Origin of the sequence: Leisingera sp. ANG-Vp, assembly GCF_000813725.1 — a bacterium.
Taxonomy (GTDB): Bacteria; Pseudomonadota; Alphaproteobacteria; order Rhodobacterales; family Rhodobacteraceae; genus Leisingera.
Genome location: NZ_JWLD01000002.1, coordinates 243,483 through 264,264, shown reverse-complemented (window position 1 = coordinate 264,264; position 20,782 = coordinate 243,483). Strand labels below are relative to the sequence as shown.

The window sequence follows — 20,782 nt, the reverse complement described above, 5'->3', positions numbered from 1 at the left end:
TTTTAAGGGTGGCGGGCAGGATGCGCGCCGCAGTATAGTGGTCGCAACATACATGTTCAGGGATACGGGGCAGCGTCAAGGGCAGGAGAGGCGATTGCCTGGGCAAGACCGCTGGAGGCGGCGTTCAGGCAGGCCGGATGACGCAGCACGGCAGATAGGATTTGAGAGGCAAAACAGGCATGCGTGGATTTCTGGGCGGCGTGAGTGTCGGAGCATTGCTGGCTGCTGGCGGGCTGGCGATGTGGTCTTTGTCGGTGCCAATGCAGCCGCCGGCTCCTGAACCTTCGAACGAAGCAGCCGAAGACGGGGTGCAGGCAGCTGTGCAGCCTGAACAGGTGGATCCCGGTGCGGCGCCGCAGATGCCCAACGGCGGGGAGGAAGCTTCGGCGGCACCCGGGAGCGATCCGGGAATAGATGCGGATCTGGTTGAAGCGCAGCCCTATGCGCCCGAAACGTCGAACGGCAGCGACGATCTGAGTGCTTTGGCTTCCGCGGACACGGACCCGGCGCGGAAACCGGATGTCGGGCTGGAAACTGCCGGCGCCGGCTCCGATGGCCCCGTCAGGGCTGAAGCGCCGGGACTTGTGCAAGCAGGCAGCGAAAGCCAGCCCGCGTCGCAGCAGCCGCTGGTGCCGGAAGCGCCGGGTGCAGAGGATGCCATCGTCGCGGCTACGGAGCCGGCAGCAGCACCGGAAGAGCCTGCCGAAACGGCCTCTGCAGAAATTGCAGCTGGCACGGATGAATCCGAACCGCAAGTGCCCCTTCAGGAACAAGCGGAGGCACCTGGCACTGCGTCCGCTCTGGTGCCGGATATCGGCAGCGCACCGCAGGCAACCACCCTGCCGGTGATTGGCACCGTGCCCGCACTGCCGGCTGCTGCTGACGGGGACGGAGCGGAAGGTGCTGAAGACATCGCTGCGGCTGACGAACCTGAAGCCGCGGCAGACGCCGGGCAAGAGGAGGCCCTGGCACCTCAAATCGGAACTCCTGTTGTGCCTCTTACCGAACGGGACAAGCCCGGGAATGCAACTCCGTCCCCGGCAGGGCTGGCGGAGAGCCGTCCCTTTGCGGACTTTGCCGAGCCCTTTGCCAACCCGGATGGCCGCCCGCTGATGTCGATTGTGCTGATTGATGATGCCGGCGCCGTCGGAGCCGAGGCGCTGGCAGAGTTTCCTTACCCTTTGAGCTTTGCAATCGACCCGGAAGATCCGGAAGCGGCAACCAAGATGGCGGCGCGGCGTTCGGCCGGGTTTGAAGTTCTGCTGCTGGCGGATCTGCCGCGCAGCGCCTCGCCTCAGGATGCTGAAACAGCGCTTGAGGTCTGGCGCGGCAAACTGCCAGAAGCCGTAGCGATCCTGGAAGGCGTCGAGAGCGGTGTGCAGGGCAACCGGCCGCTTGCGGACCAGGTGTCCGCGGTGGCGGCTTCGGCCGGGTTCGGTCTGGTCACGCAGAACAGCGGTCTCAATACCGTGCAGAAACTGGCGCTGCGTGACGGCGTGCCTGCAGGCGTGGTGTTCCGGGACTTCGACGGTGCCGGCCAGAACCCCAGGGCAATCCGGCGCTTTCTGGACCAGGCAGCCTTCCGGGCCGGGCAGGAAGGTGCTGTGATCATGCTGGGCCGGCTGCGGCCCGACACGATTTCGGCGCTGCTGATCTGGGGCTTGCAGGACCGGGCCTCCCGCGTTGCACTGGCGCCGGTGTCGGCAAGTTTGGAAGCCAAACTGCCCAAGTAACAGAAACGGCGCCCTGAGCGGGCGCCGTACCTCCGGCGGGGGTATTTCTGACCAGAAAGAAGCCGTTAGGCTACTGGCTTCATGTCAGCGGTTGCCGTTGCCGGTGAAGCGGGCGGCGTCGGCAGCAGCGCGGCGGATGGCATTGGATTTATGGACGGTCTCCATATATTCCGCCTCCGGGTCGCTGTCGTAAACCACGCCGCCGCCTGCCTGGATATAGAGGTTCTGATCCTTAACGATGGCCGTGCGCAGGGCAATGCACATGTCCATGTCTCCGCCTGCCGAGAAATAGCCGACGCCGCCGCCGTAGATGCCGCGTTTTTCCGGCTCCAGCTCGTCGATGATCTCCATCGCCCGCACTTTTGGAGCGCCGGAGACAGTGCCTGCGGGCATGCCCGCAAAGAACGCATCCAGCGCATCCTTATCTTCGGCCAGTTCGCCGACGACGTTGGAGACGATGTGCATCACATGGCTGTAGCGCTCGATGATGAACTTTTCTGTCGGGCGCACAGTGCCGATTTTGGCAACCCGGCCGGTGTCGTTGCGGCCCAGATCCAGCAGCATAAGGTGTTCGGCCAGTTCCTTTTTGTCGGCCAGCAGGTCGGCCTCAAGCGCCTTGTCCTCTTCCGGCGTGGCGCCGCGGGGGCGGGTGCCGGCAATCGGGCGGATGGTGACTTCCTGGCCGAAGACCCGGACCAGGATTTCCGGGGAAGCACCGACCACCTGGAAGCCGCCGAAGTTGAAGTAGAACATGAAGGGCGACGGGTTGGTGCGGCGCAAGCTGCGGTACAGCGCAAAGGGCGGCTCGCGGAATTCCTGGGTCCAGCGCTGTGCCGGCACCACCTGGAAGATGTCGCCTGCGCGGATGTATTCCTTGGCCTTCTCCACGGCCGCCTTATAGCCGTCCTTGGTGAAGTTCGACACCGGCGGCGCAACTTCGTGCGCTTCCCCGAGGTCGCGGCTTTCTGCAGGCATGGCCCGTTCCAGATCGCGCACCGCGTCCATCACCCGCTCAGCAGCCTGGGCATAGGCGGCCTTGGCGGTCTGCCCGTCGCTGGACCAGACAGGAGAGACCACCGTTACCTCGCCCTTGACCCCGTCCAGAACGGCGATCACCGAAGGGCGGAGCATCAGCGCGTCGGGCAGGCCGAGCGGATCCGGATTCACATCAGGAAGATGCTCCACCAGGCGGATCATGTCGTATCCGAGGTAGCCGAACAGGCCCGCCGCCGCCTGCGGCAGATCATCGGGCAGGTCGATTTTGCTTTCGGCAATCAGTTTCCGCAGATTGTCCATTGGATTGCCAGGCTGCGGAGTGAAGTTCTCAGCGTCGAATCGCGCCGTGCGGTTCAGCGATGACTGTTCGCCATGGCAGCGCCAGACCAGATCCGGTTTCATGCCGATGATCGAATAGCGCCCGCGCACCTCGCCTCCGGTCACCGACTCCAGCATGAAAGCGTCTTTTTGCGCTCCGGTCAGCTTAAGCATCAGTGACACCGGCGTGTCGAGGTCCGCGGCAAGGCGGGTATAGACGACCTGATTTTCACCAGCCTCATAGGCCTTGGAGAATGTGTCGAAATCGGGGGTCAGGGCCATGGGTGCTTGCCTTGATTATTGGAAGTTTGCATGCGCTGCGTTCAGCGCCTGCTGGTCAATGCGGGGTTCGGCCCGGGCCTGCACGTCCTGGATATAGGCCTGGAACAGTGCCTGAGCCAGGGTTTGGTCCATCTGCGCCTGCAAAGCTTGTGTGAGCAGCTTCATGTCGTCGCTGTCTTCCGGCGCCAGGATCGCGTCGAGCCGGACAACAACAGCGGAGTCTGCATCCTGCACCAGGCGGAATGCGCCATCTTCCATCTCGAACACCTGGGTGACCAGTTCCGCCGGAACCGTGTCGATATAGGCGGTACGGGTTAGGCCGGTTTCAGTCTTGACCTCTGCACCTTCCGGAAACCCGCCTGCGGCTTCTGCTTGCGCCAGCAGCTCTTCCCCCTGAGTGCGCAACGCAGTGGCCAGCCGCTCGGCCTGCCAGGCGGCAAGGACCTTCTCCTTGGCGTCAGTAAAGGGTTCAGGACGTTCAGGAAGCGTTTCGTCGAGACGCAGAGCAAACAGGCTGCCATCATCCAGGAAATCCACGGCAGGGAAATCATCGGCAGAGACGGACGCAGCCGCAGCGCGGAAGCCTTCGTAAGCAGCAATGCCGCCGCTGGCTTCGCTGGTCCAGTTGATCTGGGCAAGCTCCAGCCCGCTTTCGGTTGCCAGCTCCTCAAGCGTGGCACCGCCTGCCAGCAGGTCGTCGATGTCTTCAGCCTGGGCTTCGACCATACGACGGGCGCGGTCGGAGGCAAGTTCGTCGCGCAGCTCTGACTTGGCCTGTTCAAAGGTGGTGATCTGCGCCTCCAGGCGGCCGTTCACCCGGAAAAGCGCGGGGCCAAGATCCGAGGGCAGGGGGCCGGCCACATCGCCAACCTGCGCGGTAAAGACGGCAGTGCCGGCAGCACCGAGATCGCCCATGGTCACATCGCCCAGGTCAATGTCCTGCAGAGTCAGCCCACGGTCGTCGACCAGGCTTTCAAATGTCGCGCCGCCGGTTTCCAGCTGCGCCTTGGCGCTGGCAGCAGCGTCCTCGTTCGCGAAAACCAGACGCTCAACCAAACGGCGCTCGGGCACCTGGTATTGGCTGGAGCGGTCATCAAACAGCTGGCGCAGCTGAGTTTCGTCAACCTCCACTTCGTCCAGCAGCATCGACGGCCGGAGCGCGGCATAGGTGATCACCTTGGCTTCAGGCAGCAGGAACTGGTCCTGGTTGTCCTCGTAAAACGCCTGCAGATCCGAATCCGAAGGCACCTCCGCGGTCAAGGCAATGTCCCCGGCGGCGATCTGCACGTAGGAGAAACTGCGGCGGGCGCCTATAAAACCGGTCAGCGTGTCTGTCAGCGTCTGCGGCATTTTGGTGCCGGCAAGCACGGCATTCTGCACGATCGTGCGGGCGGCCTCGCGGCGCAGGTCTTCTTCGAACTGTTTCTCCGACATACCCGCATTGCTGAGTGCAAACCGGTAGGCTTCGCGGTCGAACCCGCCGTTCACGCTTTGGAATGCGTCAATGGCGGAAAGCTCCTGGATCAGGTTTTCATCACCGATAGACAGGCCCAGATCCTTTGACTCATGGTCCAGCGCGGCAATCGAAATCAGGCGGCCCAGGACAACACGGTCGAGGCCAAACGCTGTCAGTTGCGACATCGGCATGGTTTGGCCGGTCTGCGCTTGCAAGGCGCGCTGTTCGCGCTGCAGTTCACGGACATAATCTCCGATGCTGACTTCTTCATCGCCGACCTGGGCAACAGAGGATCCTGAACTGGTGAAATTCACCGCGCCAAACCCGGCAAGGCCGACAATCAGCATCCCCATCAGGATCCAGACAAATGTTTTTGATAGCTTCTGCATGCCTGCGGCCATGATGCCCTCTTTATTGTTCTGCCGCGCGGGGCCAAGGCCCGGCGGCGGGAAATGCCGCTGACTGAATACGCGGCTGCCCGCAGAGGGGCAAGACGGTTGCGGATCAAACCGCTGGATGTTCAGGGATTAAAGGCGGTCAGGCGTTCGAATAGCGTCTGAATGCCTGCCCGGTCCACATTGGCAAAGGCAATCCGGAACTGGCGCGCGCCTTCGGGGTCGCCCTCGGGCATGAACATGGAGCCTGGCAGCATCAGAACAGAAGCTTCGCTTACCAGTTTCCGGGCCACGTCCTCTGATGCGAGATCAAAAGGATGCTCCACGTAGGCGAAGTAGGCGCCGCATCCGAGCAGCCGCCAGCCTTTTGCCGCAAGCGCCGGAAACCCCTCTTCGATGGCGGCCCGGCGGTCAAGGATTTCAAGCCGCTCGCCCGCCAGCCACTCCTGCAGATTTTCAATTCCCCAAAGAGCCCCGGCCTGGCCAAGCTGCGAGGGGCAAATTGTAACAGTGTCGAGAAACTTCTCCATTTCGAACATCATTTTTGGGGAGGCAGCGATGGCGCCGACCCGGTGCCCGGTCAGACGGTAGGCCTTGGAGAAGGAATAGAGGTGGATCAGGGTTTGATCCCAGTCTGCGGTCCGGAATAGATCATGCGGCGCGCCGTCCCTGCTGTCGAAGTCGCGGTAGGTCTCATCAACGATCAGTGAAAGGCCGTTGGCACGGGCAAGATCAAAGAAGGCACGCACCAGCCCGTCCGGATATTCGACGCCGCAGGGATTGTTCGGCGTGACCAGAACAAACGCCCGGGTGCGCTCCGTGATCAAGGCCGCCGCCGCGGCCGGGTCCGGCAGCATTCCTTCGCCGACATGCAGCGGCACAGCGGTGACTCCAGCCATATCCAGCCACATCTTGTGGTTGAAGTACCAGGGCACCGGAATGATCACCTCATCTCCTTCGCCGCAGAGCGCAGCAATGGCGGCGGCAAAGGCCTGGTTGCAGCCGGATGTGATGCCAACCTGGTCCGGAGCCACCGAAGCCTGGTAATGGCCGGAGATCTGCTGCGCCAAGGCTTTGCGCAGCGGATCATTGCCCAGCACCGGTCCATAAAGATGCGCGTTCACATCATTGAGCGCGGCATCGGCCAGCGCCTGGCGCAATCCTTCCGGCGGCGCTTCAGCAGGAGCGGCCTGGCTGACGTTCAGCAACGGCCGGTCCGGCGGGAACACCGTTCCGGCCACCCAGCGGCGCGATTCGACGATGGGTGAGACAAAGGTGGCCTGAGTGCGTGGACGGGGCATGCGGGGCTCCTGGCGCCGGAATACGGAAAAAGCTTAGGCGCGCCTGAAAACACGCCGGACTATGTCTGGCACGGGCTTTGCCGCAGCTCAAGCCGGCAAGCAGGCAATTGCGCCGGCGCCTGCCGGCCCATGAAAAAAGGCGCGCTTGTTCTGCGCGCCTTTCGGGAAGCTCCTGACAGGGCTGGTTCAGTCCTTGCCGCGGTAGGGCTCGACGTATTGCAGCGCCATGTCCCACGGGAAGAAGATCCAGGTGTCCTGGCTCACCTCGGTGATGAAAGTATCGACCATCGGCCGCCCCTGGGGCTTGGCGTAGACGGTGGCGAAATGCGCCTTGGGATACAGCTGGCGAACCAGCTCCAGAGTTTTGCCGCTGTCGACCAGATCGTCGATCACCAGCACGCCCTCGCCGTCGCCCATCAGCCCGGCATCCGGCGACTTCAGCACTTCGGCTTCGCCCTGGGCCTGGTGGTGGTAAGACTTCACCGAAATGGTGTCGACGGTGCGGATATCCAGCTCGCGGCTGACAATCATTGCGGGCGCCATGCCGCCGCGGGTGATGGCCACCACCGCGCGCCAGGCGCCGTCATCAGGGCCTTGCCCGTCCAGGCGCCAGGCCAATGCCCGCGAGTCGCGGTGAATCTGGTCCCAGCTGATATGAAAGCCTTTTTCGTGCGGCAGGCGGTCGGTCATGTTTCTTGCTCCCGGCGAAGTCGCGTCAGCTTGCCGGAACCCGGAAATCGTCCGGGCTCCGGAATTTCAGGTTATTTCGAGATGTCCGGCGCATCGACCGCCTTCATGCCCACCACATGATATCCTGCATCAACGTGCAGGTTCTCACCGGTCACGCCGGAGCTGAGATCCGACAGCAGGTAGAGCGCGGAATTGCCGACATCATCGATGGTCACATTGCGGCGCAGCGGCGAGTTGTATTCGTTCCACTTCATGATGTAGCGGAAATCGCCGATCCCGGAGGCGGCCAGGGTCTTGATCGGGCCGGCCGAAATTGCGTTGACCCGGATACCGTCTTTGCCCAGGTCTTCAGCCAGGTATTTGACCGATGCTTCCAGCGCCGCCTTGGCGACACCCATCACATTGTAGTGAGGCATGACCTGCTCGGCACCGTAGTAGGTGAGGGTCAGCAGCGAGCCGCCTTCGGTCATCATCTTCTCGGCGCGCTTGGCGACAGATGTGAAGGAGAAGACCGAGATGTCCATGGTCATCTGGAAATTGGCGCGGCTGGTGTCGACATAACGGCCGCGCAGCTCGTTCTTGTCGGAAAAGCCGATGGCGTGAACAACAAAGTCCAGCTTGCCCCATTTGCCTTCCAGCTCGGCAAACAAGGCGTCGACCGAGGTCTCATCCGAGACGTCGCAGGGCAGGACGATGTCGCTGCCCAGTTGTTCGGCCAGCGGGCCGACACGCTTCTTCAGGGCATCGCCCTGATAGGAAAACGCTAGCTCGGCACCGGCATCGGCGCAGGCCTTGGCGATCCCCCAAGCAATCGATTTGTCATTGGCAAGGCCCATGATGAGGCCGCGCTTACCGGCCATCAGTTGACTAGACATGCAGGTTCTCCGCCTGTGATCTCTTGAATTAGACGGTGTTTAGTATGACGCGCGGGGCGCTTCAAGGGTGCACGCCCTTGCCGGCGGCCGGGAAGCTGCATAGGTTGCATTCAATTCCGCTAAGAGGTGACAGGATGTCCGACCGTACAGGTATTTTTGCAGGCGATGATCCCTTTGCCATTGCCCGGTCCTGGCTGGCTGAGGCAGAACAGGCCGAACCCAATGATCCCAATGCGATCGCTCTGGCGACGGTGGACGAGACCGGCCTGCCCAACAGCCGGATGGTTCTGCTTAAGGAAATCGAGGACGCAGCCTTTGTGTTCTACACCAACTACGGGAGCGCCAAGGCGCAAGAGCTGGATCACGCCGGCAAGGCGGCCTTTGTGATGCACTGGAAATCGCTGCGCCGACAAATTCGCGTGCGCGGCGAAATCACCCGCGAGGACGGCCCTCAGGCAGATGAATACTACAAGTCCCGTTCGCTCAAGAGCCGTCTTGGAGCCTGGGCGTCGCAGCAGTCGCAGCCATTGGAAAGCCGCGGCGCGCTTATGGCAGAAGTGGCAAAAATCACGGCCACCAAAGGGACTAATCCCGACCGGCCGCCGTTCTGGGGCGGCTACCGGCTGGTGCCGGTGGAAATCGAATTCTGGGCCGATGGCGCATTCCGGTTGCATGACCGGTTCCGCTGGCGGCGCAAGGATGCAAGCGCAGCATGGGAGATCATGCGTCTCAACCCCTGATGCAAATGGTTAAGGTTTACCTAGGGTCAATAGCAGTTTCGTGACAATTTCAGGACTTTTTAGCTTGAATTCCAAGGTCAGAATCGCGCATCAGGTCATCATCAAAATAAAAAAAACGCGGTGGGAATAAATAAGTGGCAGAAGATCTCAGCAGCTTGCAGCAGGTACAAGGGCTGGTGAAGTGGTTCGACCCGGCCAAAGGGTACGGTTTTGTCGTATCTGACGAGGGCGGGCCGGACATTCTTCTCCACGTGAACGTGCTGCGCAACTTCGGCCAAAGCTCTGTTGCTGACGGAGCCCGGATTGAGGTTGTGACCCATCAGACCGGCCGCGGCGTTCAAGCCGTCGAGGTTCTGTCGATTCTGCCGCCCGAACGCGACGACACTCCAGTTCTGAGCGATTTTGCCGAACTGGACATGGATATCTTGCAGAATGAACCGCTGGAACCCGCCCGGGTCAAATGGTTCGACAAGGGCAAGGGGTTCGGCTTTGCCAACGTGTTCGGCCGCGGCGAGGACGTGTTTCTGCATGTTGAAGTGCTGCGCCAGTCCGGCCTTGCGGACCTGCAGCCCGGCGAAGCGCTGGCGATGCGGGTGATCGACGGCAAGCGCGGCCGCATGGCCGTGGAAGTGCTGGCCTGGGAAGCCGCGCTGATGCCCGGCAGCCTGGACTAAGGCTGATGAGGCGGCGCCTGCTTTCCTTGAGCCTTGGCGCTGCATTCTCTATCCTGGCCTGTGCGGCAGCGGCGTCCGAATGCCGGCCTGACCGGGTTGATTTGCGGGGCTCCTGGGGGCAAACCGCATTTTCCGTTGAAATCGCTGATACTGAGCAGGAGCGCGCCCAAGGGCTGATGTTCCGTGAGAACATGCCGCGCGGGGCAGGGATGCTGTTTGTCTATGAGCATCCGCAACCCGCAGCTTTCTGGATGAAGAACACGCTGATCCCGCTGGATATCATCTTTCTGGATGAAAACGGGCAAGTGACTTCGGTGCATGAGAACGCTGTTCCCGGTGACCTGACTCCGATTCCGGGAGGCGATTTTGTGTTTGCGGTTCTTGAGATCAACGGCGGGCTGGCCCGCAGGTACGGCATCTCGGCAGGCACAGAGATGCGTCACAAAATTTTTTCGCGCACGGCAGCAGTTTGGCCCTGTTAGGGCTTTTCAAATCAGTTTCACGGTTATAGGAAGGCGCACGGTCCGGGGCGTGGCGCAGTCTGGTAGCGCACCTGTTTTGGGTACAGGGGGTCGTGAGTTCGAATCTCGCCGCCCCGACCACTTCTCAAGAAAAATGAAGACGAATCCGGTGGCAGCGGTTTTGCCCCCGGGATTCGTTTCGCCTTTTTGCTGAGCGCCGATGATGCTTCACAATCTTAACTTTTAATACTTCCTTAACCTTTTGTTAAGGCGCTGTTAACCAACTGCCGCTGCCCCGCATCAGAAGGTTAACCAAGCCGTCTCTGCGCGTGGGTTCACAACGTGATGGCACAGCAATATCTCCATCAAGTTGAAGAGCTGGCACCAACTTCCTCGCTCACCGGCTCCCGTGTATGAAATCATAATCTGGAGACGGCGAAGAATATTCCGCACAGCAGCAAGTCATTACCTGAGCGGCAGAAATTTGAGGAATACGGGACACCACCCAAACGGCACCGGCGGACCCCGGGCTGTGGATGAATCATTGCCCTCCCGGAGACCCTGCAATCCGCGGAAAGCGTCAACAGCAAAGATCGTTACTAGGATGTAAATTTTACGTTGACCCTTTGTGTCCTAATACGTCAAATTGTGGACACCGGTTGCGATGGCACTAGATCTGGTGGATTACGGAGCCACAGCAACAACGCTGAAAACAGCAGACAGTCCTTTGGAGAATGGCCGGCGAGGGCCGCAAGCACGCTGAATACGGCGTGCACGGGGATTTTGCGTGTTCCGCAACCGGGGCTGCTTGGTGCGGGGGCACCGCTGAAAAAATGAACGATGAGTGCTTGAGAAGGGGCAGAGCATGAAGATCGAACGGAAATACACCAAACCCGGCCAGGATGCCTATGCGGATCTGGCTTTTGTCTCTGCCACCTCGGAAATCCGCAACCCGGATGGCACGATCGTTTTCCGGCTCGACAATATCGAAATCCCAGCTTCGTGGAGCCAGGTGGCCAGTGACGTCATCGCTCAAAAGTACTTCCGCAAGGCCGGGGTGCCGTCGCGCCTGAAGAAGGTCCGCGAGAAAGGCGTGCCGGAGTTTCTGTGGCGCTCGGTTCCTGCTGATGGTGCGGTCCTGGGCGGTGAGACGTCCTCCAAGCAGGTTTTTGACCGTCTGGCTGGCGCCTGGGCGTATTGGGGCTGGAAGGGCGGCTATTTCTCCTCCGAGGAGGACGCGCGGGCCTATTACGACGAGATGCGCTTTATGCTGGCGACCCAGCGCTCGGCACCGAACTCGCCCCAATGGTTCAACACCGGCCTGCATTGGGCCTATGGCATCGACGGCCCGGCCCAGGGCCATCACTATGTCGATTACAAAACCGGCAAGCTGACCAAATCCGCCAGCGCCTATGAGCATCCCCAGCCGCATGCCTGCTTTATCCAGTCCGTGTCCGACGACCTGGTCAAGGACGGCGGCATCATGGATCTTTGGGTGCGCGAGGCGCGGCTGTTCAAATACGGCTCCGGCACCGGCACCAACTTTTCGCACCTGCGCGCCGAGGGCGAGCCCCTGTCCGGCGGCGGCAAATCTTCCGGCCTGATGGGCTTCTTGAAGATCGGTGACCGTGCAGCTGGCGCAATCAAGTCCGGCGGCACCACCCGGCGTGCGGCCAAGATGGTGATCGTCGATGCTGATCACCCGGATATCGAAGACTTCATCCAGTGGAAGGTGATCGAAGAGCAGAAAGTGGCCTCGATCGTGGCTGGCTCCAAGATGCACGAGAAGATGCTGAACGGCATTTTCGAGGGTATCCGCAGCTGGGACGGCGCTGAGGCGGATGCCTATGACCCGGCGGTCAATGAAGGCCTGAAGAAGGCCATCCGCGAAGCCAAGAAAGTGGCGATCCCGGAAACCTACATCAAGCGGGTGCTGGATTACGCCAAGCAGGGCCACACATCGATCGAATTCCCGACCTATGACACTGACTGGGATTCCGAGGCCTACAGCTCCGTTTCCGGCCAGAACTCCAACAACTCGATCCGGGTCACCAACGCCTTCCTGCACGCGGTCGAAAAAGACGCGGACTGGGAGCTGATCAACCGCACAGACGGCAAGATCTCCAAGGTGGTGAAAGCCCGCGACCTTTGGGAGAAGGTGGGCCATGCTGCCTGGGCCTGCGCCGACCCGGGCATCCAGTTCCATGACACTGTGAACGAATGGCACACGTGCCCGGAAGACGGTGAAATCCGCGGCTCAAACCCTTGTTCAGAATACATGTTCCTGGACGACACCGCCTGCAACCTGGCGTCTCTGAACCTTCTGAGCTTCCTGAAAGGCGGTCTGTTCCAGGCGGATGACTTCATGCATTCCTGCCGCCTGTGGACGCTGACGCTGGAAATCTCGGTGATGATGGCGCAGTTCCCGTCGCAGGAAATCGCGCAGCGTTCCTATGACTTCCGCACCCTGGGTCTGGGCTATGCCAATATCGGCGGGCTGCTGATGAACATGGGCTACGGCTATGACTCGGACGAGGGCAGGGCGCTTTGCGGGGCACTGACCGCGCTGATGACCGGCGTGTCTTATGCCACTTCGGCGGAGATTGCCTCGGAGCTGGGCCCGTTCCCTGGTTATGCGAAAAACGCAGACCACATGCTGCGGGTGATCCGCAACCACCGCAATGCTGCAAAGGGCAACGCCGAAGGCTACGAAAACCTGTCGGTGAAGCCGGTGCCGCTGGACATCGCAAACTGCCCGGATGCGCTGCTGACCGATCTGGCAGCCAGCGCCTGGGACGAGGCGCTGGAGCTGGGTGAAAAACACGGCTACCGCAACGCCCAGACCACTGTGATTGCTCCCACCGGCACTATTGGCCTGGTGATGGACTGCGACACCACCGGCATCGAGCCGGACTTTGCCCTGGTGAAGTTCAAGAAGCTGGCCGGCGGCGGCTACTTCAAGATCATCAACCGCTCGGTGCCTTCGGCGCTGGAAGGGCTGGGCTACAGCTCGGCTCAAATCGAGGAGATTGTCTCCTACGCGGTGGGCCATGGCTCCATCGGCAACGCGCCGGGGATCAACCACACCTCGCTGGCCGGTCACGGCTTTGGCCCCAATGAACTGGCCAAGGTGGATGCGGCGCTGGAATCGGCTTTTGACATCCGCTTTGTGTTCAACCAATGGACCCTGGGCGAAGATTTCTGCACCGGCGTTCTGGGCATCCCGGCACCCAAGCTGAACGACCCGACCTTCGACCTGCTGCGCCACTTGGGGTTCACCAAGGCCGACATCGAGGCCGCCAACGACCACGTCTGCGGCACGATGACTTTGGAAGGTGCGCCGCATCTGCAGGAAGAGCACTATTCGATCTTTGACTGCGCCAACCCATGCGGCAAAAAAGGCAAGCGTTTCCTGAGTGTTGACAGCCACATCACCATGATGGCGGCAGCGCAAAGCTTTATCTCGGGCGCGATTTCCAAGACCATCAACATGCCCAATGACGCGACCATCGAGGACTGCCAGAAAGCCTATGAGCTGAGCTGGAGCCTGGGTGTGAAGGCAAACGCTCTGTACCGCGACGGTTCCAAACTGAGCCAGCCTCTGGCCGCAGCCCTGGTCGAAGATGACGACGAGGCCGCCGAAATTCTGGAGAGCGGCTCGACCCAGGAAAAAGCCGCTGTTCTGGCCGAGAAAGTGGTCGAGAAAGTCGTGGTCAAGGAACTGGTCCGCAGCCACCGCGAGAAGATGCCGCAGCGCCGTAAGGGTTACACCCAGAAGGCGGTTGTCGGCGGCCACAAGGTGTACCTGCGCACCGGTGAATATTCCGACGGCACCCTCGGCGAGATCTTCATCGACATGCACAAGGAAGGCGCAGGCTTCCGGGCAATGATGAACAATTTCGCCATCGCGGTCTCGGTTGGCCTGCAATACGGCGTGCCGCTGGAGGAGTTTGTCGACGCCTTCACCTTCACCAAGTTCGAACCTGCGGGCATGGTCCAGGGCAACGACTCGATCAAGAACGCAACTTCGATCCTCGATTATGTGTTCCGCGAGCTGGCGGTCAGCTATCTGGACCGCACAGATCTGGCGCATGTGAAGCCTGAAGGCGCAACGTTCGACGACCTGGGCCGCGGTGAGGAAGAAGGCGTGTCGAATGTCTCCGAACTGAGCGAAAGCGCCGCCACGCGGTCGCTGGAAGTTCTCAAGCAGATTTCCTCGACCGGCTATCTGCGCAAGCGTCTGCCGCAGGAACTGGTGGTGCTGCAGGGCGGCCAAACCGAAGCGGGCGCCTTGGGCACTGGCACCGATCCGGTTGCCGCACTGCAGTCGCTGGTGCCGGAGACCAGCGAGGCAACTGTGCAGCCCAACAGCGGCATGGACGCTCGCACCAAGGCAAAAATGCAAGGCTACGAGGGTGAAGCCTGCGGTGAATGCGGCAACTATACGCTGGTGCGCAATGGCACTTGCATGAAGTGCAACACCTGCGGCGGCACCTCGGGCTGCAGCTGAAGAATACCGTCTGGGCCGCTGGATTTTTCACGGCGGTTCAGACGGCAGCCAGAAGCTTGATTGACAGCTTCTGACACCATCCGGAACGGGTGCGCCTGTTCTGAACACTGAGAAGGCCCAGGTAAGAATACACTCGGGCAGTCAATGAAGGAGCCTGATCGGTGATAACTGGCTTCCTCTGTAACTCAGAGGAGGCCTTTTTCTTTTCCCTTGGTACCGCTTGGACCTGATTAGCGCAGATCTTATAATCAGAATTATGTTATTATTTATAATGGCGCAGAGACCGGAGGCTTTACACACGCAAAATAAGATGAAGCGTTTTCAGGTGCTTAAAGGGCGTAATAAACCTTCCTGTGCCACGCTGGCGACGAGTTTACCGCCCTCTGTATAGATGGCTCCGCGATTGAAACCGCGTCCATGGCCCGTGAATGGCGCATCCATCGTGTACAGATGCCAATTCTCAAATTGCACCGGCCCATGAAACCACATTGCGTGATCAAGACTTGCCGTCATCGCGCCAGGTTTGTGAAACGTCAGCCCGTGCGGCCGCAAGGATGAGCCAAGCAAACCAAAGTCGGACACATAAGCCATCAGAATATGCTGCAATTCAGGACCCGCACCTTTGGCAGCTTCCATTCGCACCCACATGTTGTTCAAATCACTGGTCTTTTCCGGCGTCAGAGGGTCGCGCGGCTCGACCTCCCGGATTTCAAACGGACGTGGCCGGATGAACTCTCCGCGCTTGCCGCTCTCCACCCGGAAGGCATTGCGCAACAGGATCTCATGCCGCGGCTCAAGCCCGTCCGGCGGCGGCACAACCGGCATAGTATGCTGGTGGTCCCAGCCTGGCTCCGGAGCATGGAAAGAAGCAGCCAAGTTCAAAATCTGTTTGCCATTTTGCATGGCAACAACGCGGCGCGTAGTGAAACTGCGGCCATCGCGCGCCGGATCAACTTCGTAAATCACCGGCCGTGACGGATCACCGGGACGGATGAAATACGCATGAAGTGAGTGGCATAACTTTTCGGAAACAGTAACATAAGCCGCAGCCAATGCCTGCGCAATCACCTGGCCGCCATAGATCCGAGTTGGCGTTTCTCCGCCCGACCCGGACCCTCGGTAAAGGTTGCTGTCCAGTTCCTCCAAATCAAGCAGATCCAAGAGAATTTTCGCGGTGTCTGTCATCCGGCCGGCTTTCCTCAATTACAGGCTGCCCATCTTAAACCGATGCGCCGGAGTTGGAAATCATGCCGTCACGGCGCCGTGAACCAAAGCCTTGAGTTCCGGGCGTGACGGATATGAGCTTGACGGGGCCAGCTGGGTCAAAAACACGACCGACAGGTCCAACTGCCTGTCGATCCAGAAAAAGGTCGAAGCAATGCCGCCCCAGCTGAAATCCCCAACCGAACCCGGACAGCGGGCCCGTGCCGGATCCAGCACGACAGCACCGCCTAGACCAAACCCCATTCCTTCCATCGGCTGCTCCGCAAAACTTTGCGGCCCCATTGAGGAAATGTCACCAGGCAAGTGATTAGTCATCATGAAATCAACAATTTGCGGGCTGATGATGAACCCTCCGTCATAGGCGCCGCGGCGCCGCAGCATCTCTGAAAACCGCATATAGTCATCAATTGTGCCCACCAGCCCGCCACCGCCAGAATGCATCTGAACCTTCGCAAAAGAACTGACTCGATAGCTGTCTGTCAGACGCAGGCTTTCGGCCCCGGTCTCAGCAGAGTTAAGTTCCATCGCATCGCCTGCCAGCGGAGTATAGAGCGACGCAAAGCGGTTCCCTGCCCTGCACGGGAGTTGGAAACCCGTTTCCTTCATGCCAAGCGGCTCCAGGATTTCTTCCGCAAAAAAGCTGCCCAAGGATTTTCCGGACACCACCTCGGCCACCCGGCCGAGCACGTCCGTCGCTACCGAATATTCCCAGCGGCTGCCGGGCTGAAACGCCAGCGGCAGCTCTGCCAGCTGCCCAACCATCGGCGCCAGCTCACCTTGGTCAGGCCTGAACAAAATACCCGTTTCATTCATGGCCAATGGCAAAACACCGGGATTGAACGAATAGCTCAGCCCGCTGGTGTGGGTTAGCAGCTGGTGCAGCGTTGGAGGGCGGCTGGGTTCGGTTTGCTCAATTGTTTCTGCCCCTGGCACCAACGCCTGAATTCCATTGAACTCGGGAAGGAACTCGCTGACAGGCGCATCCAGATGCAGCAATCCGCGTTCCAGAAGAATCATCAGGGCCACCGACGTCACTGGCTTGGTCATCGAGTAGAACCTGACAAGCGTGTCGCGGGAAAACGGCAGGTTTTCCTCGATATTGCGCAGACCGGCGGAATGAAAATAGATCTCTTCACCGCCATGCCGGATCATCAGTGCGCTGCCCGCATACTTACGCTCATCCACGTACCGGCGTTGCCAGGAGCGAATGCGGTCAAGACGTGCAGAATCCATGTTTGCCCCGGAATGTAACCTGAACATCTTCGGTATCATGATCCGCTTGGCAGCGAAGGTCGAGAAGAATGAGCGCCGGCGTGCTGTTTGGCAAAAAACTGAATTGCGGCCTGCCCGGGTTAATTAAATTCTTTTTCCGAAAGCGGAAAGCTCTTCTGAATTAATCGGAGCAAACCGATGAAAAATCACTTTTTTGTCAGCCTCCTGCACAGCCACGGCTGAACTGCGTCATTATTTACCTCAAAACCGGTTTTTCGGTTTTACGCGTCTTTGGGTATTCGCTTTCGGAGTGAATTTGCCTTAGAAGTTCAAGAACAGACACTGTGAGGAAAACTGCCGATGCCAAGTATTCTGGTTTTGAACGGACCGAACCTGAACCTGCTGGGAACCCGCCAGCCGGAGGTCTACGGCTCGGTCACGCTGGAGATGGTTGAGCAGTCCTGTGCGGCCCACGGCAAGACGCTGGGCTATGAGGTCGAATGCCTGCAGTCAAACCATGAAGGCGTGATGATCGATGCGATTCACGCCGCCAAAGGCCGCCATCAGGGGATTGTCCTGAATGCCGGCGCGTATACCCATACATCCATTGCCCTTATGGATGCACTCATTTCTGTCGAGGTTCCGGCCGTTGAGGTGCATCTTTCGAATATTCACGCGCGTGAGCCGTTCCGGCACAGCTCCTTCATCGCCAAGGCAGCACTAGGGCAGATTTGCGGATTTGGCGCCCAGGGATACCTGCTGGCACTGGATGCGCTGGCGGCACATCTGAAAGAGGCCGGAAAAGCATGAAAGTTAAAAAGTACCTGCATTTCGTTTGCGGCGCCGAAAGCCTCGAACAGCTTTGGCACGGCCATGTCCAGCAAATGGCAGAATTCGGCTTCGACAGACTGATCTACGGCTACACCCGGTACAAAACCGAGACCTCGTTGGGGGATCCGGATGACTTTGTCATTCTCTCCAATCATGAAAGTGAGTATCTGAACGGCTTCCTGCACCAAGGACTCTATTTCCATGCACCGATGCTCCGCTGGGCTTTGGAGAACGAAGGTGCAGGCAGCTGGCGCATTGTACAGGATATGGCGGCAAGCGATACCCTGACTCCGCAAGCCAAAAAAGTTCATGAGTTCAATCAGAAGCTGGACATGAACGCGGGTTACACCGTGAGCTTTTACTCCGCTTCCAAACGGTACAAGGGAGCGATTTCCCTGGCTGCCCAGCCAGGTATGACCCAGGACGAAGTTGATGCACTTTGGGAAGAGCGCGGTGAAGACATCGTGCTGATGAACAATGTTGCGCATCTGAAGATCCTCACCCTGCCCTATACTGCCCCCAACCGCAGCCTGACCAAACGGCAGCGTGAAGTTCTCCAATGGGTCGGTGACGGCAAGACCACGCAAGACATTGCCTTGCTGATGGGCCTGACCCCGGCAACGATCGAAAAACACCTCAGGCTTGCCCGGGAATCCCTCTCTGTCGAGACAACGGCCCAGGCTGTTTTGAAAGCAGCGCTCCACAACCAAATGTATGTGGTAGACGCCTGATTTCCCCGCAACTCCGGCGGAAAAATGCAAGGAACGCCGGGTAAGATACTGCAAATAATTACCTTTTTACGATGTGCGTTATGCGGACTTTCCGCCGGTGGCGAACTGTAAATCAGCGCTAATCAGCAGACGCCAAACAGCGTCAAAAAAGGTAAGGAATTCTATACTACCGCCTGAGTTTAATCCGCTGCATGTTGCACATGTTCCGTGAGTGGTGGCTTTGGCCAAGGAACTTTGGGTATCGACCCTTGCGATTACAAGGCTCTCCTACCTGGTCGGGGATAGGCGCGTATTGATCCGCGCCTATTCCAGATACCAGAGGGGTCCCACCCATCCCCATCAGTGGGGCCCCTCGCCTCTCAACCTTCCTGGCACACCGAATCCGGAACTCAAGTCACAAGGCCTGCCCGACTCGGGAGCCTAGGCAATCACCTGTCCCTAGCTGGCAATGCGCGCACAAAAAAACCGGCGGGAACTCCCGCCGGTTTCGATAACAGAATGCAAAGGGGCAGATCAGCCCTGAGCGGCCTTCGCCACTTCTGCCGCAAAGTCTTCTTTCTCGACTTCGATGCCTTCGCCGACTTCCACGCGGACAAAGCCGGTTATGGTGGCGCCGGCTTCCTTGGCAGCTGCTTCCACGGTCAGGTCCGGGTTCACAACGAACTGCTGGTTCAGCAGGGTCGATTCCGCAACGAACTTCTTCATTCGGCCGACGATCATCTTCTCGATGACCTGCTCCGGCTTGCCGGATTCACGGGCGATGTCCATCTGGACTTGCTTTTCTTTCTCAACCACGGCTGCGTCCAGGTCAGCTTCGGACAGAGCTGCCGGGTTCACGGCTGCAATGTGCATCGCAACCTGCTTGCCGAAGGCTTCGTCGCCGCCATTCATGGCAACCAGAACGCCGATCTTGCCCATGCCTGCGGTGGCTGCGTTGTGGACGTAGGACACGACGGTCTCACCTTCGATCTGAGCCATGCGGCGCAGCGACATGTTCTCGCCGATGGTGGCGATCTTGTCGGTCAGGGTGTCTGCAACGGTTTTGCCGCCCAGGTCGGCTGCTGCCAGAGCTTCAACGTCAGCGGCGCCCAGAGCTGCTTTGGCGATGCCTGCAACCATTTCCTGGAATTCGCCGTTCTTCGCAACGAAGTCGGTCTCGGAGTTCACCTCGACAGCAACGCCTTTGCCGCCTTCGACAACAACGGCAACCAGGCCTTCAGCGGCGGTGCGGCCGGATTTCTTGGCAGCTTTCGCCAGGCCTTTGGTGCGCAGCCAGTCAACAGCGGCTTCCATGTTGCCGTCGTTTTCGACCAGTGCTTTTTTTGCGTCCATCATGCCTGCGCCGGTGGATTCGCGCAGTTCTTTCACCATTGCTGCAGTGATTGCCATCTTAGGCTCTCCTCAATTCAAAAACAGATATGGGGCAGGTGGTACCCTGCCCCGCATGTCATTTCCGTGACAGGACGGATCAGGCGTCAGCGGCTGCTTCTTCAGCAACGGCTTCTTCTGCCGGTGCTTCTTCCAGCGCGCCCAGGTCAACGCCGGCGGCGCCCAGCTGAGCCGACATGCCGTCCAGAGCCGCACGGGCCACCAGGTCGCAGTACAGCGAGATGGCGCGCGATGCGTCGTCGTTGCCCGGGATGATGAAGTCAACGCCGTCGGGGGAGCAGTTGGTGTCGACAACAGCCACAACCGGGATACCCAGTTTCTTGGCTTCGGCGATGGCCAGTGCTTCTTTTTTCACGTCGATGACGAACAGCAGGTCCGGCACGCCGCCCATTTCGCGGATACCGCCCAGGGAGGCTTGCAGCTTCTCCTGGTCACGCTCCATGCCCAGACGCTCTTTCTTGGTCAGGCCTTCGGCGCCGCCGGTCATCTTCTCGTCGATTTCCTTCAGGCGGTTGATCGACTGGGAAACGGTTTTCCAGTTGGTCAGGGTGCCGCCCAGCCAGCGGTGGTTCATGTAGTACTGAGCCGATTTTTCCGCTGCTTCTGCGATCGGGCCTGCGGCCTGGCGCTTGGTGCCGACGAACAGGACGCGGCCGCCTTTGGCAACGGTGTCACGGACAACCTGCAGAGCCTGGTCCAGCATCGGAACAGTCTGGGTGAGGTCCATGATGTGGATGCCGTTGCGCGAGCCGTAGATGAACGGCGACATGCGCGGGTTCCAGCGCTGAGTCTGGTGGCCGAAGTGAACGCCAGCTTCCAGCAGCTGACGCATGGTGAACTCGGGAAGAGCCATGCTATTCTTTCCTTTCCGGTTTCTATCCTCGGCGGGGGTTCAGAGCAAAAGCTCCAACCGGGGGTCCGTCAGGGATGTCTCCCCTGATCAGGCCAAACCCCGCCTGCGGGT

16 protein-coding genes and 1 tRNA gene are annotated in these 20,782 nt (G+C 59.9%); 8 read left to right on the top strand and 9 right to left on the bottom strand.

The window, feature by feature from the left end; genetic code table 11:
* Window positions 1–179 precede the first annotated feature (179 nt).
* The gene (locus tag RA20_RS01455) at window positions 180–1,733 is read left to right on the top strand and encodes a polysaccharide deacteylase family 2 protein (RefSeq protein ID WP_039123859.1); all 1,554 of its coding nucleotides are present in this window, start codon (window positions 180–182) and stop codon (window positions 1,731–1,733) included.
* 84 nt (window positions 1,734–1,817) lie between these two features.
* Here RA20_RS01455 and trpE read toward each other — a convergent pair whose 3' ends face one another.
* The 5 genes from trpE to fabI all read right to left on the bottom strand — a co-directional run bounded on the left by trpE (window position 1,818) and on the right by fabI (window position 8,046).
* Window positions 1,818–3,329, bottom strand: a complete 1,512-nt coding sequence (trpE, locus tag RA20_RS01450) for an anthranilate synthase component I (RefSeq protein WP_039123858.1) — start codon at window positions 3,327–3,329, stop codon at window positions 1,818–1,820.
* Window positions 3,330–3,344: 15 nt separating this feature from the next.
* Entirely contained in the window at window positions 3,345–5,186 is a 1,842-nt protein-coding gene (locus tag RA20_RS01445) for a peptidyl-prolyl cis-trans isomerase (protein WP_039123857.1), read from the bottom strand.
* Window positions 5,187–5,305: 119 nt separating this feature from the next.
* Window positions 5,306–6,481, bottom strand: a complete 1,176-nt coding sequence (locus RA20_RS01440) for an aminotransferase (protein ID WP_039123856.1) — start codon at window positions 6,479–6,481, stop codon at window positions 5,306–5,308.
* A 186-nt stretch (window positions 6,482–6,667) separates the two neighbouring features.
* Entirely contained in the window at window positions 6,668–7,171 is a 504-nt protein-coding gene (gene gpt, locus RA20_RS01435; protein WP_039123854.1) for a xanthine phosphoribosyltransferase, read from the bottom strand.
* 71 nt (window positions 7,172–7,242) lie between these two features.
* Window positions 7,243–8,046, bottom strand: coding sequence for an enoyl-ACP reductase FabI (gene fabI / locus RA20_RS01430; protein ID WP_039123852.1), 804 nt, complete (start codon window positions 8,044–8,046; stop codon window positions 7,243–7,245).
* A gap of 134 nt (window positions 8,047–8,180) precedes the next feature.
* Here fabI and pdxH point away from each other — a divergent pair, with 134 nt between their 5' ends.
* The 5 genes from pdxH (at window position 8,181) to RA20_RS01405 (ending at window position 14,431) form a co-directional block, all read left to right on the top strand.
* Window positions 8,181–8,786 (top strand): pyridoxamine 5'-phosphate oxidase, encoded by a 606-nt coding sequence (gene pdxH, locus RA20_RS01425; protein WP_039123851.1) that lies wholly within the window; start codon window positions 8,181–8,183, stop codon window positions 8,784–8,786.
* 134 nt (window positions 8,787–8,920) lie between these two features.
* Window positions 8,921–9,460 (top strand): cold-shock protein, encoded by a 540-nt coding sequence (locus RA20_RS01420; RefSeq protein ID WP_039123850.1) that lies wholly within the window; start codon window positions 8,921–8,923, stop codon window positions 9,458–9,460.
* A 5-nt stretch (window positions 9,461–9,465) separates the two neighbouring features.
* Window positions 9,466–9,942: a DUF192 domain-containing protein gene (locus RA20_RS01415; protein ID WP_039123849.1), complete on the top strand. Its 477-nt coding sequence runs from the start codon at window positions 9,466–9,468 to the stop codon at window positions 9,940–9,942.
* Window positions 9,943–9,985: 43 nt separating this feature from the next.
* Window positions 9,986–10,062, top strand: a tRNA-Pro gene (locus RA20_RS01410).
* 724 nt (window positions 10,063–10,786) lie between these two features.
* Window positions 10,787–14,431 (top strand): vitamin B12-dependent ribonucleotide reductase, encoded by a 3,645-nt coding sequence (locus RA20_RS01405; RefSeq protein WP_039123848.1) that lies wholly within the window; start codon window positions 10,787–10,789, stop codon window positions 14,429–14,431.
* 321 nt (window positions 14,432–14,752) lie between these two features.
* Here RA20_RS01405 and RA20_RS01400 read toward each other — a convergent pair whose 3' ends face one another.
* On the bottom strand, window positions 14,753–15,616 hold the full coding sequence (locus RA20_RS01400) for an acyl-CoA thioesterase (RefSeq protein WP_039123847.1): 864 nt from the start codon (window positions 15,614–15,616) through the stop codon (window positions 14,753–14,755).
* Window positions 15,617–15,676: 60 nt separating this feature from the next.
* Window positions 15,677–16,888 (bottom strand): serine hydrolase domain-containing protein, encoded by a 1,212-nt coding sequence (locus tag RA20_RS01395; RefSeq protein ID WP_039123846.1) that lies wholly within the window; start codon window positions 16,886–16,888, stop codon window positions 15,677–15,679.
* 339 nt (window positions 16,889–17,227) lie between these two features.
* Between RA20_RS01395 and aroQ the strand changes: the two genes are divergently transcribed.
* On the top strand, window positions 17,228–17,677 hold the full coding sequence (gene aroQ / locus RA20_RS01390; protein WP_039123844.1) for a type II 3-dehydroquinate dehydratase: 450 nt from the start codon (window positions 17,228–17,230) through the stop codon (window positions 17,675–17,677).
* Window positions 17,674–18,429 (top strand): helix-turn-helix transcriptional regulator, encoded by a 756-nt coding sequence (locus tag RA20_RS01385; RefSeq protein WP_039123843.1) that lies wholly within the window; start codon window positions 17,674–17,676, stop codon window positions 18,427–18,429. The genes aroQ and RA20_RS01385 overlap by 4 nt, the downstream gene beginning before the upstream one ends.
* A gap of 513 nt (window positions 18,430–18,942) precedes the next feature.
* On the opposite strand, the gene tsf is transcribed toward RA20_RS01385, so the two are convergent.
* Window positions 18,943–19,818: a translation elongation factor Ts gene (tsf, locus tag RA20_RS01380; RefSeq protein ID WP_039123842.1), complete on the bottom strand. Its 876-nt coding sequence runs from the start codon at window positions 19,816–19,818 to the stop codon at window positions 18,943–18,945.
* Between the two features lie 79 nt (window positions 19,819–19,897).
* The gene (gene rpsB / locus RA20_RS01375; RefSeq protein ID WP_039123841.1) at window positions 19,898–20,671 is read right to left on the bottom strand and encodes a 30S ribosomal protein S2; all 774 of its coding nucleotides are present in this window, start codon (window positions 20,669–20,671) and stop codon (window positions 19,898–19,900) included.
* Between the last annotated feature and the right edge of the window lie 111 nt (window positions 20,672–20,782).